Here is a 12,144-nt window from a genome sequence, read left to right as displayed (position 1 = left end):
ACGGGTAGGGGCGGCGGGGGCGAGGAAAATCCGCGCGACACCCAACCCCACCGACCTACCGTGACCCCATGACCCCCCGCGCAAACAACCGCGAAGCCGACCTCGCCGTACGCCCCATCACACCCCCCGACATCCCCGACTGGATCCGCGCCCTCAACACCGGTTTCCTCCGCACCCCGGACGTCACCGACGACGAACTCACCGACCGCAGCAGCTACATCGACCTGCCCCGCACCCTCGGCGCGTTCGACGCCGGCCGCTGCGTAGCCACCTTCCGCTCCTTCCCCCAGCAGCTCACAGCCGTGGGCAGCACCCCCGTCCCCGCCAACGCGATCTCGAACGTCACCGTCACGACCACCCACCGCCGCCGAGGCCTCCTGACCCGCATGATGGAACGGGACCTGGCGGCGGCGAAGGAACGGGGCGACGTCGTCGCCACGCTGATCGCCGCCGAGTACCGGATCTACGGCCGCTACGGCTTCGGCCCCGCCACCTCCGCGACCCAGTGGGAGATCGACGTCACGCGGACCGGCCTGGACCCCCGCTGGTCGGCCCCGGAGGACGGCGGCCGTATCGACCTGGTGGACGGCGAGGACGTACGCAAACTCGGTCCCGAACTGCACGAACGCCTGCGCCGCGCCCAGCCCGGCGCGATCAACCGCGACGACCGCTGGTGGCAGGTCGCGACGGGGGCGGTACGGCTGACGCGCGCGGCACCGTGGGCCGAGCCGTTCTACGCCGTGTACCGCGCCGCGGACGGTGAGGTGCAGGGCCTGGCCGCGTACGTCTGCGACGACACCTGGAGCGACGCCAAGCAGCCGCTCGACACGGCCACGGTGAAGGGCCTGATCGCCACCACCCCGGCCGCCGAACGCGCCCTGTGGCACCACCTCTGCTCGATCGACTGGGTGGCGAAGGTGAAGTCGGGCTGGCGTTCCCCCGACGACCTGCTGCCCCTCCTCCTCCCGGACCCGCGCGCGGCCACCATCACGACCCAGGCGGACTGGCTGTGGGTGCGGATCCTGGATGTCGTACGGGCCATGGAGGCGCGGTCGTACGAGGGAGAGGGCGAGTTGGTGTTCGAGGTGGTCGACGCGGCCGGACTGGCGGGCGGGCGCTACCGGTTGGTGGCCACGGCCCAGGGCGCGTCCTGCACGCCGACCACGGACAGCGCCGAACTCACCTTGGACGTGCGGGAGTTGGCGACGTTGTGGCTGGGGGACGAGTCGGCCGTACGGCTCGCGGCGCTGGGCCGGGTGCGGGAAGAACGAGCGGGCGCCGCCCGTGTGGCCGACGCCCTGCTGCGTACGTCCAGGCGGCCTTGGTGCCCGGACATCTTCTGAACGACCTTTCACCTGGTGCCTGTTGAAGGACTCACTGGACTCTTGCTGGACTGCTGGACTCATCCGTAGCTGTTCAGTTGTGGCTGTTCAGTTGTGGTGGTGCCGGCCGCCGGGCTCTCGGCTCCCCTCCAGGAGAGAGACCCGGTCGGCCAAGTTAGCCAAGTTGGTGACCAACTCTCTTCTAGTTATCTCCTCTTGGGTACGTCTCATAACCACCTTTCCTTGAACTGCCGAAAGATGGCGGGAAGTTGTAGTGTTTGGTCGTGGACCCGGAACACGCCACCGTCAATGGACGGACGAGGTCACCACGGCCACAGTGGTCACACCACGAGCTGGCTGACGAGCTGCGCACCCGGATCAGGTCCGGTGTACTGCGGCCCGGCCAGCGCATGCCCACCCAGGCCAAGCTGGCGGACGAGTTCGGCGTCGAGCGAGGGGCCGTACGACAGGCGCTGCGCATCCTGCAGTCCGAGCGGCTGCTCACCAACGTCTCCAAAGGCAGCCCGGCGACCGTGGCCCCCGACCTCACCCTGGCGCTGACCGGCCCGGGAGCGCCGCCGCAGCCGACGACGGTGGGCCTGGGACCGCGGATCGCGGCGGCCTTCGCGCAGCCGCACGTCGAGATAGAGGCCCTCTGTCTGACCGCGGTCTCGCTCACGCTGGCCATCGGGGAGCCGCTGCGTCAGATCCACGCCGGACGTCTGAAACCGGCCAAGGTCGACGTCCGGGTGCTGCTGCCGAGCAGCGACATCGACCTCGCCTTCCCCTCCCGGGTGGACCGCGAGGACCGGGCGGACGCCTCGTTCGACGGCCGACTGCAACGCCGCTGGCTCGCCCAACGCAACGCCCAGGGACAGGTGTTGAAGCACAACCTGCTCGCGTTACGCGCGACGCACGGCATCGACGTGCGCGTCACGTTCCGCGCCCTGCCCTTCACCCCGCCGGTGAAGCTGTATCTGCTCAACGGCGCGGAGGCGCTCTTCGCCTACTACACGCTGAACCGGCGCGAGGCGGAGATCGGGCAGGAGCAGGTGGAGATGTACGACGCGGAGGGCACCCAGTCGATGCTGTTCGCCTTCGAGCAGGGTGCGGGACTGCGGGACACGACGTTCGTGGAACAGTCGCACCTGTGGTTCAACGCACTGTGGGAGACGATCAGTTCGGAGCTCACGCTGACACCCACGAGCTGATCACCTCCCGCGGCGGCTGACCCGACAGGGGCTCGTCGTACGGGTCACAGGGCCGGACCGGTGAGCAGCAGGGCCAGGACGACGGCCCCGATGGAGCTGATGGCCGGGCTCTTGGCCTTGATGCCGATGGAGAGCAACAGCAGACCGACGATGCCGGTGGCGCCGTACTTCCACTGGACGATCTGCTCGAAGCCGACGACGAATACGGCGGAGAGGAGGGCGATGGCAGGCACGGTGGTTCCCCCTTCGGGCTGCGGAAGCAAAACTTCCACCAACTTGAAGCAACTCAATGAAGTTGGCAGCCAACTCTGCTTAAGTTGTTCCCGATTGGCACCTACTCACACCTACTTACAATCAGGTTCCAAACAACTCCCCTTAGATGGGGCAGAGTTATACCGTTTGGTCGTGACCCAGGAGAACGTGGCAGTGAACGGCAGCAGAAGCTTCTCGCCCCAGGAGATCGCCGACGCCCTACGGGACCGCATCCGCACCGGGGACCTCAGGGCGGGGGACCGCCTGCCCACCCAGGCCGACCTGGCCGAGGAGTTCGGCGTCGAACGCGGCGCCGTACGCCAGGCGCTGCGTCTGCTCCAGGAGGCGGGCCTGCTGACCAACGTGAGCAAGGGGAGCCCGCCGCGGATCGCGGAGCGGATCCCGGTGCCGGGCGAGCCCCAGCCGACCATGGTGGCCCTGGCCCCCCGCCTGTCCGAGGCGTTCACCAAACCGAACGTACGACTCGACGCGGCCTGCCTGACGGCTGAGAGCCTGATGCTCGCGGTGGGCGAGTCGGTCCGCCTCATCCACGAGGGCCGCGCCCGCCCGACCTCGGTCGACGTCCGCGTCCTCCTCCCCTCCCGGAAGATCGCCCTCGCCTTCCCGATCTCGGTGGAGGACCGAGGCGACGACGACCCGGTCCACCAACGCTGGCTGACGATGCGCAACGCCCAGGCCCAGGTACTCCAGCACAACCTCCTGGCCCTGCGCGCCACCCACGGCATCGACGTCCGTGTCACGTTCCGCGCCCTGCCGTTCACCCCACCTATCAAGCTGTACCTCCTGAACGAGGAGGAGGCGCTGCTGGGGTACTACGTGCTCGACGAGCGGGAGGAGGAGTACGACAGCCAGACGCTGGAGATGTACGACGCTCTCGGCTCCCAGTCCGTCCTCTTCTCCTTCCTGCGACAGGCCGGTCAACGGGACGCCGCCTTCGTGGAGCAGTCGCAGAAGTGGTTCGATGCCCTCTGGGAAACCATCACGACGGACCTGACACTCTCCTAGTGACTCCTGATACGGCGCAGACTGAACCGGTGACAGCAGAGACAGCGGAAGAGACCAAGAACCTGCGGGAACTGATCACGCGTGCGCGAGTGGTGCTGTGGGACTTCGACGGGCCGATCTGCCGGCTCTTCGCGGGACACAAGGCGGCGCGAGTGGCCGTCGAACTGGTGGAGTGGTTGGAGGGACGAGGCCTCCACAGCCTGCTCACGGAGCCCGAACGGCAGTCCCTGGACCCGCAAGTGGTCCTGCGAGCCGTCGACCGCCGGCATCCCGGTAGCGACCTGGTGGCGGAGTTGGAGGAACGTCTCACCCAGGAAGAGGTGAGAGCCGCCGCCTCCGCGATGCCCACTGCCTACGCCGACCCGCTGATCCGCACCTGGAAGGCGACGGGTTCCCGACTGGCGATCGCCACGAACAACTCCCCCCGGGCGGCCCGCACTTACCTGGCGGACCGAGGTCTCCTCCCCTGCTTCGCCCCGCACATCTACGGCCGCACCCAAGATCTCCACCGCCTCAAACCCGACCCGCACTGCCTCAACCGAGCCTTGAGCGCCATGGGGGCCGCGCCCGCAGCCGCCTTGATGATCGGCGACTCCCCCTCGGACTTCGACGCCGCGCAGGAGGCCAGGGTCCCGTTCCTCGGCTACGCGCGTAACGCGCGTAAGGCCAAGCTTCTACGGGAGGGCGGAGCGGAGCACATTGTGGACTCTTTGGAGCCCTTGCTGATGATGCTCCGGAAATAGCCGGGGTTTGGCGGTTGTCGGGGTGCGGTACCTACGGCGAATGACGGGGACGGGCAAGGACGAGGCAGGCGGCCAGGAGTTCCGCCGGGTCGCGGAGGAGCTCCGGGTCCGGATGGCGGACGGGGTGTATCCGCTGGGCTCCTATCTGCCCGCGCAGTTGGCGCTCGCGACGGAGTTCGGAGTCTCCCGCAACACCGTGCAGCGGGTTCTGGAGGAACTGCGCAACGAAGGCTGGATCGAGTCCCGGCAGGGCAAGGGCTCCCGCGTCATCAAGAACCAGCGCATACAGTCCTGGACCCCCCGGGCCAGCAGGTCACGCCAGGCTCTGACGCTGGGGCCTCTCATAGGAGAGGCGTTCGAACAGCCCGAAGTCACCCTGGATGTCTACACGTTGACGTCCGAGTCCCTGGACGCGCACATCCGCACGCAGGCGGAGCGGATCCACGCCAGGAACATCGCTCCGCAGCGCATCGCCCTGCGCGTGCTGCTGCCCAGCGAGTCGATGACCCTGCCGTATCCGCGGGCCAAGGACGACCAGGACGATCCGCGGCTGCAGGACCGGCTGCACCACATCACCAAGCGGCACACGGAGTCCCTTCGTGAGGTACTGACGGCTCTGAAGACCGAAAACCTCGTCCCGTCCGTCGAGTTGGAGATCCGCCACACGCCGCTGACGCCGACCTTCAAGCTGTATGTGATCAACGGTGCCGAGGTACTGCACGGTGTCTACACAGTCATCGAACGTGCGGTGGTCCTGGACGACGGGGACAAGATCACGGCGCTCGACGTGCTGGGCTTCGGCACCACCCTCACCCACCATGTGAGGGACGCCGACCCGACATCACCGGGGTCCGTCTTCGTGGACGGCATGACGACATGGTTCGAGTCCGTCTGGACGCGGCTGGCCGACCGGCTCTCCTAGGGCTGGGGCATCAGCATCAGCAGGGCCAAGATCATGGTTCCGGCGGACAGGCACCACGTGTTACGTGTCCGGTAGCCGACCCCGAGAAAGAACAGGCACAGGGTGCCGAGCACGCCGTAGCGTGACTGGAACCATTGGCCGAGGACGGCGTACACCACGTCCAAGATGAACACGACTCCCCCAAACCACCGCTTCCCGAGAAGCGATCAACTACTCGTCCAATTGGACTGGTTGACGTGATTCGGGTGTTCCCTGGGCTGTTGATCCCTTAACCGGCAGGCAAGTTGGTGGGGTGATTTGACTGGAAGTGGTTTGTTCGGTGGCGATGAGAGGTACGGTCGCCGTGTGAGTGACAGCACCCCGAACGATGGCGGCGGCAGGGAGTTCGAGCGCGTCGCGGGTGAGCTGCGGTCGCGAATGAACGACGGAAGCATCTACCCCAGGGGCTCGTTCCTGCCTCCGCAGCGTGAACTGGCCGAGGAGTTCGGGGTCTCTCGTGACACCGTGCAGAAGGTTCTCCGGGAGCTGCGGAGCGAGGGCTGGATCGAAACGCGTCAGGGAAGTGGTTCCAGGGTCGTCAAGGGTCAGCAGGTCCACTCACCGACGAGCAGCGGGATGGTCACGCTGCGCCCGCTCATCGATCACGCCTTCGGTCAGAGCGAAGTGACCCTGGACGTCTTCACGTTGACGTCCGAGTCGCTGGACGCGCACATCCGCATGCAGGCGGAGCGGATACGGGCTGGGGAGATCGCGCCGCAGAGCATCGCCCTGCGCATGATGCTGCCCTCCGAGTCACTGCAACTCCCGTACTGGCGGACTGGGCAGCCGGCGCAGGACAAGCGGCTGAAAGCGCGGTTCCTGAGCATCACGGAGCGGTATGCCGAGTCCTTGCGTACCGCGCTGAGCGATCTGGAGACGACTGGGCTGGTGCCCTCCGTGGATCTCCAGATCCGCCGGAGTCAGTTGATTCCGTACTCCAAGCTCTACCTTCTCAATGGGACGGAGGCGGTGGTCGGTCCGTACAAGGTGTACACGCGGTCCATCGAAATGGAGGACCGTAAAGTGATCAAAGGCGCCCTGGACGTCGAAGGCCTGGGCGCCGGTCTCACTCACCATGTGAAGGACGCCGAACTCCATTCGCAGGGAACGGTGTTCGTGACTGGCATGCAGGAGTGGTTCGACTCCGTGTGGGAGTACCTCACCGATTAGCTCGGAACTTCTCGGCGGCCGCGATGATCGAAAGATGCGTGGAGACCACGGCGTCCGCGCCGCCCTGTTCCATTTCCTTGGCCCTCCTTTCTTCCTGGGTGTATCCGATGAACCAGGTTCCGGCCTTTCGAGCCGCTTCCAGATCGGTGATCTGATCGCCGATCAGGATGCACGAGGAAGTGGGAAGTCCGAGGTGTTCGATGGCTCGGAGAACGCAATGGGGATCGGGTTTCATAAGGCGGGCGTCATGCGGATCACGGCCGAATACACCCTCGAACTTCTTGTGGAGATCCGGGTGTTCGAGATAGGTGCGGATTGGGCCCTCTGCGTTGTTGCTCACGACCACCAGAGGCATGCGGAGTTCGCGCAGTAGGTCCACGAGAGTGACGATGTACGGGGCGGGTACGGCGGTCCGGAGCGCCCCGGACTCCTGTTCGGTGACAATCTCTTCCGCCCGCTTCAGCGGTTCCGCCGAGAGTCTCTTCGAGGTCGGCCGCTCGTACATGTCCCTGAGACGGCGGAGGATGCCGTGGGAGTCGTAACAGGACTCGACTTCAGGTTCCAACAGGCCCTGGTCCTGCGGATCGCGCCAGCCCCAGTAAGGTCGTGCCATCTCCTTGACCTGCTCCGCGACGTCGTCCGTGGGCGCACCGCGGAAGAGGTCGCAGACGGGGCCGTCGAAGTCGAACAGCACGGCAGGGGTGTCGGTGCCGGTGCTGATGAGCAGGCGCAGCAACGCGTCCTGGTCGTCGGTCGCGTTGGTCGCGTCGGTCATGGGGCTCCTAGTCGTCGCGACAGTCTGTCCCGGACGGGTTCGCGTTTTCCACTGTTCGCGTGTCCCAACGACCGGGGCTCGACCCGGGCACGAAGCGCCCGAGTCCGTCGTCGCGTTGAGCGAACATACGTCCCGTAGCCCGCCGCGGTTCAATGGGCGGGTTCTCCACCAGCGCTCCAAGCGGGTGGAGTAACGTGCCTCATCCCTTACCTCATCGGCTCAAGTCGGAACGGGCTGAACGCAGCGAATGACATCTCCACTCTCCGACGTTCGGCTGCGAGCCGACGAACTGGGCGGCGTGAACGGCGTGGTCAGAGGCCCTCTCAAGGGCTACCACCACGAGACGTACGTCCTGACCATGCCCGGGGAGACGCGCATGGTGAAGTTCCGGGAGCCTCGCGAGGAGATCCTGTGGTTCGACCGCAGATGCTTCCGCTCGGAGGAGGATCTGCTCCGCGCGCTGCAGGGGAAAGTCAGCCGCATCCCCCCCATTCACGATGTCGCGGGCATGGCGCTCCAGGGGTTCATCGCGGGCCGGACCCTCAAGGCGCGTCCCTGGGGAGACCGGAGAGTTTCTGAAGCGGTCCTCGTCCAGATCGTCGACCTGTTCCGGGAGATGGCACGGATCACGCCGGACATGCTCGATGTGCAGCGCCGCTGCGAGCCCGAGGACCGCCCCGAGAACGGCGACTGCGACGGCTTCCTGGAACGTCTGATCGTCTTCGTCGAAGACCAGGTCTACAAGAAGAACTACCCGGTTTTCGGGCGGCTCTTCGAAGACCTCGGTATCGGCGACGAAGTGTTCGTCAACTTGAGAAAGAACGTTTCCGGGCTGAAGGAACGTGACTTCTGTCTGCTGCACGCGGATCTGCACCGAGAAAACCTCGTCCTCGACCCGCTCGGCCAACTCTGGGCCATTGACTGGGAGTTGGCGATGTTCGGGGATCCGCTCTACGACTTGGCGACCAACCTCTACCTGATGTCCTACCCGGAGAGCCAGGAAAGCCGTGTCCGCGCAGGATGGTTGAGAGTCGTCGACCGGGTGCGCCCCGGCAGCACACAGGACTGGGAAGAGGATCTGGATCGCCTTCTCGCCTTCAAGAAGGCGCAGTCGGTGTTCACCGACGTCATTCGGCTGTCCCTCTTCCTGCGTGACGGGCCGAGAATCAACTGGGTCAGACTTCCCTCGGTGGTAGGGAAACTTCAGGCCATTCTGGCGGCCGCCGAACGCCCGTTGGGACTGTCCGAGGTTCCGAGCAGATCCCGGATCGCGGCGGCACTCGTCCGCTAGCATCAAGGAGAGCCGCGCGTCTCTGTTCGTGCAATGAGACCGCGAAGATCCTTTCTCGGAGTGCCAGTGGGCATACCTCGTGATCCCCGCCTCTCTGACCTGCAGGCGCTCAAGGCGAGCGTCATGAATAGCGGACATGCCGCGAGCGGCTTTCACAACAAGAACTACGTGTTGCCGCTCACCGACGACTTGGCGCGGCTGGTGGGCCGCCCGGCGGGCACGTCCGTGACCGTGCGGGTACCGCGCCTTGATGCCCTGCCGGTCGTGATCAGGACCTGGCAGAACGAGGCGGAGATCCTCCGGGCCATCAAGGACGTACTGCCCCATGTGCCGGAGTGCCTGGTCGAAGGCGACGGCTTCGCTGTCCACAGCTATGTAGAGGGCGTACCTCTCTCCAGCGTCTGCGGAAACGGAAAGCCCGTCGATACGCTCCTCCTGAAGGCGCTGGCGGGCCTCCTCGCCCAGATGACGCAGGTCCGCGGTGACGTGTTGCCGCCCAGGCCGTCGCTCTGGCCCGGCAATCACACGGACAGCCAAGGCTTTCTGCAGACGCTGGCCATGATGGCGGACCTCCAGATCCGCAGGCCCAACTGGTCTTGTTTCGGCGGCCTGTTCGTGGCCCTCGGTATCGCCGAGGACGCCCTGGTCCGGTTGGCCGAGCGGGTACCCGCCATGGCGCGGCGACCGTACAGCCTGCTCCACGCGGACCTGCACCGCGACAACCTGATCATGTCGTATGGCGGTGATCCGCCGCTGATCTGTGTCGACTGGGAGCTGGCGACCTACGGCGACCCGCTGCACGATCTCGCCACCCACCTCGTCCGGATGCGCTATCCGGCGTATCAGTGGGACGGCGTCGTAGAGGCCTGGGCGGAGGCCATGTGGGCCGTCCGGCGCGCAGCCGTCAACGGTGTGGCGAAGGATCTCCGGCACTACGTCGCGTTCGAGCGGGCGCAGTCGGTCTACCCGGACGTCATGCGGGCCGCGAAGTCCCTGGAGGAACGGTTCGACCAGAAGAGCCTGGACGACGCGACGGCGGCCGTTCGCCGGGCCCTGGAGGCCGGTGCTGAACCGTTGCGCCTCAGTCATGTGCCGGGCGAGCGCGAGATCGAGCGGATCCTGTTCCGATGGCGGGCCTCCGCGGGGGCCGGCGGGACGGCACGGCGCGGTACGGCCGGCAGATCGGCGATCCACTGGAAGCCGGACCTGCGCGTGCCCGAGCGCCTCGACTTCCCCCGCGCCGCCGTCCGGGAGGCCCTGTTCCTGGAGGGCGCGGCACCCGCGAGCCGGGTGTTCAAGGGCACCGCGCATCTCAACACCGTGATCCGGGTACCGGGCACCGACTTCCCCGTCGTGGTGCGGCGCAAGGTGGCGAACTTCCGCCGACGTGAGCGCAGCTTCCTCAGCGAGCACGCCGTGCTTCAGGCCATCGAGCGGTCGAACGTGAACGTGGCGGCACCGAGGGTCCTGGCGCTGGGCGAGAGCTACTCCGAATTCACCGTCGACGTCCCGACGTACTCCAAGGACCCGTTCGTCATCCACACCTACGAGGGTCCGAGCGACATCCGTAAACAGCCGAGACACCCGGTGCGTGGGCTGCTGCCGCACGAGGCGGACGGACTCGTCGCCCAGCTCGGCGCGTTGACGGAAGTGGACTACATCCAGGTCGACCCGCTGGCGGCGGGCGTCGGTAGTTTCTACTGGTGGCTGAGCAAACAACTCGTCGCCCTGGTAAGAGATTTGCCGAAGCAGTCGCAACAACTGGCCCGGTTCGTAGGGCTCCCCGACGCTTTCCGGCTCAGAGAGATCCTCTCCCGATACGAGGTGAGCCACCGGGCTTCTGCCCTGCTCCACGGGAGTCTCCACCCGTGGAACTTGATACGCCGTGACGACAGCCTGGCGCTGACGATCATCGACTGGGAGATGGCCGTGGTCGGCGACCCGCTCTACGACCTCGTCCGCCATATGCTCCTCACGCCGACCCGGCCGGAGATCCGCGATCGCATGTTCCGCCGCTGGGAGCGTGATCTGCCCGCCGCGTACACCAGGGACTGGGAGAAGGACTGGCGGGTCTACCGCTGGATCGAGATCGTCCGCTCCGCGTACGTGGACCTCGACCGCCTCGTCACCGGAGCGAGCCTGGACGCCCCCAACGTCCGCCGTGCCGTGGACTCGTACGCGATGACCCTCGCGGCGGCCACCGGCTCCCTGGGCCTGACCGTCCGCCGAAGAGCCAACCCCTATCTTGCCCGCGCCCTGGCATAGGGGAGTTGGCCGCACGAGGAGGGCCGTCTTGGCAGTCGGGGGCAGGGCGATAGCGTCCGTCCCATGACTGACATCACCGATTTCCAGGACATCCCCACGACCACCCTCGCCGACCTGCTAGGCCACGCGCAGGTGATGGATCTCGGCATCCGCGCGCTGTGGAACCCGATGCAGCGGCTCGTCGGGCCGGCGTTCACCGTGCGGTGTCCTCCGGGGGACAACCTCATGCTGCACGCGGCGATCTACCGTGCCGAGCCCGATGCGGTGATCGTCGTGGAGTCCGGGGACGTGGAGTACGCGCTCGCCGGTGGGAACGTGTGTGCCGTCGCGCAGCGGCGTGGTGTCGCCGGGTTCGTCGTGGACGGGGTGATCCGGGATCTGGGGGAGGTGCGGGCGGACGGGTTCCCGGTGTTCGGGCGGGGGACCGTGCCGATCCCTGGCGTCAAGAAGGCCGTACTGCCGTTGAACGAGCGGGTGCGGTGCGGGGGAGTCGACGTCGATCCCGGGGATGTCGTCGTGGCCGATGAGGACGGGGTCGTGGTCGTGCCGGGGGCGCGGTGGGCCGAGGTGCTGGCGGGGGCGTTGGCACGGCTCGTCCAGGAGGGCCGCGAGAGTCTCGACGAGTGGGAGGCGGCGCACCGGGCCCGGGTCGAGGAGCTGCTGCGCGCGGGCGGGTTCGAGGGGTGACCTGCGGGGCGTAGAAGAGGAGTGAGGTGTCCGGCAGGGGAGTGGCGTGAATTGGCGTGACGTGTCTGGCGAGGGAGCGGGATGTGGTCGATCCTGGGCGTGATGCTTCTCTTCCTCGATGTCGACGGGACGTTGCTTCCGTTCGGTGCGTCGCGGCCCTACCCGGTGTACGCGCCGGGCTTCGCGCCGCCCGTGGCCGCCGCTCCTCCTCTGCTGACCCGGATCGATCCCTCGCTCGGGCCGCGGCTCGCCGCGCTGCGGTGCGAACTGGTGTGGGCGACGACCTGGATGGACGACGCGAACGTGTGCGTCGCGCCCTGGCTCGGGTTGCCCCAACTCCCCTTGGTGGACTGGCCCGATCCGGCCGAGGAGGGGGAGGAGGGGGAGGAGGGGGACAGTGCGGGCGGTCGCCTGCACTGGAAGACCCGGTCGCTCGTCGCC

Annotated in this window: 13 protein-coding genes; 10 read left to right on the top strand and 3 right to left on the bottom strand. The window is 66.9% G+C overall.

Annotated features, from left to right (window positions below):
• Positions 1-68 precede the first annotated feature (68 nt).
• Both JHN63_RS43950 and JHN63_RS43945 read left to right on the top strand, forming a co-directional pair.
• Complete coding sequence (locus JHN63_RS43950; RefSeq protein WP_200690737.1) at positions 69-1,343, top strand: GNAT family N-acetyltransferase; 1,275 nt, start codon at positions 69-71, stop codon at positions 1,341-1,343.
• Positions 1,344-1,600: 257 nt separating this feature from the next.
• Positions 1,601-2,533, top strand: coding sequence for a winged helix-turn-helix domain-containing protein (locus tag JHN63_RS43945; RefSeq protein ID WP_200690736.1), 933 nt, complete (start codon positions 1,601-1,603; stop codon positions 2,531-2,533).
• Positions 2,534-2,577: 44 nt separating this feature from the next.
• On the opposite strand, the gene JHN63_RS43940 is transcribed toward JHN63_RS43945, so the two are convergent.
• Complete coding sequence (locus tag JHN63_RS43940; RefSeq protein ID WP_200690735.1) at positions 2,578-2,766, bottom strand: hypothetical protein; 189 nt, start codon at positions 2,764-2,766, stop codon at positions 2,578-2,580.
• A gap of 166 nt (positions 2,767-2,932) precedes the next feature.
• Between JHN63_RS43940 and JHN63_RS43935 the strand changes: the two genes are divergently transcribed.
• The 3 genes from JHN63_RS43935 to JHN63_RS43925 are packed head-to-tail and all read left to right on the top strand — an operon-like array spanning position 2,933 to position 5,476.
• The gene (locus JHN63_RS43935) at positions 2,933-3,811 is read left to right on the top strand and encodes a winged helix-turn-helix domain-containing protein (RefSeq protein ID WP_200690734.1); all 879 of its coding nucleotides are present in this window, start codon (positions 2,933-2,935) and stop codon (positions 3,809-3,811) included.
• A 29-nt stretch (positions 3,812-3,840) separates the two neighbouring features.
• A complete protein-coding gene (locus tag JHN63_RS43930) occupies positions 3,841-4,554 on the top strand; it encodes an HAD-IA family hydrolase (protein WP_307782129.1) in 714 nt (237 codons plus the stop codon).
• A 40-nt stretch (positions 4,555-4,594) separates the two neighbouring features.
• Positions 4,595-5,476 carry a winged helix-turn-helix domain-containing protein gene (locus tag JHN63_RS43925; protein ID WP_200690732.1) on the top strand — a complete coding sequence of 294 codons (882 nt, stop codon included), beginning with the start codon at positions 4,595-4,597 and terminating at the stop codon, positions 5,474-5,476.
• Here the strand turns inward: JHN63_RS43925 and JHN63_RS43920 are convergent.
• Positions 5,473-5,649, bottom strand: a complete 177-nt coding sequence (locus JHN63_RS43920; RefSeq protein ID WP_200690731.1) for a hypothetical protein — start codon at positions 5,647-5,649, stop codon at positions 5,473-5,475. The genes JHN63_RS43925 and JHN63_RS43920 overlap by 4 nt on opposite strands.
• Positions 5,650-5,821: 172 nt before the next feature.
• Here JHN63_RS43920 and JHN63_RS43915 point away from each other — a divergent pair, with 172 nt between their 5' ends.
• On the top strand, positions 5,822-6,685 hold the full coding sequence (locus JHN63_RS43915; RefSeq protein WP_200690730.1) for a GntR family transcriptional regulator: 864 nt from the start codon (positions 5,822-5,824) through the stop codon (positions 6,683-6,685).
• Here the strand turns inward: JHN63_RS43915 and JHN63_RS43910 are convergent.
• Positions 6,675-7,460 (bottom strand): HAD family hydrolase, encoded by a 786-nt coding sequence (locus tag JHN63_RS43910; protein WP_200690729.1) that lies wholly within the window; start codon positions 7,458-7,460, stop codon positions 6,675-6,677. The genes JHN63_RS43915 and JHN63_RS43910 overlap by 11 nt on opposite strands.
• A 247-nt stretch (positions 7,461-7,707) precedes the next feature.
• On the opposite strand from JHN63_RS43910, the gene JHN63_RS43905 reads away from it, so the two are divergent.
• From JHN63_RS43905 to JHN63_RS43890, 4 genes are all read left to right on the top strand, one after another.
• Complete coding sequence (locus JHN63_RS43905; RefSeq protein WP_200690728.1) at positions 7,708-8,751, top strand: phosphotransferase; 1,044 nt, start codon at positions 7,708-7,710, stop codon at positions 8,749-8,751.
• A 123-nt stretch (positions 8,752-8,874) separates the two neighbouring features.
• Positions 8,875-11,016: an aminoglycoside phosphotransferase family protein gene (locus JHN63_RS43900; protein WP_234478600.1), complete on the top strand. Its 2,142-nt coding sequence runs from the start codon at positions 8,875-8,877 to the stop codon at positions 11,014-11,016.
• A 63-nt stretch (positions 11,017-11,079) separates the two neighbouring features.
• Positions 11,080-11,703: an RraA family protein gene (locus JHN63_RS43895; RefSeq protein WP_200690726.1), complete on the top strand. Its 624-nt coding sequence runs from the start codon at positions 11,080-11,082 to the stop codon at positions 11,701-11,703.
• A gap of 102 nt (positions 11,704-11,805) precedes the next feature.
• The coding region (locus JHN63_RS43890) for a hypothetical protein (RefSeq protein WP_234478602.1) at positions 11,806-12,144 on the top strand (339 nt) is incomplete at its 3' end.

The sequence above is a fragment of the Streptomyces sp. MBT65 genome (genome assembly GCF_016612545.1).
Classification (GTDB): domain Bacteria; phylum Actinomycetota; class Actinomycetes; order Streptomycetales; family Streptomycetaceae; genus Streptomyces.
This window is presented reverse-complemented; position numbering and strand designations above follow the sequence as displayed.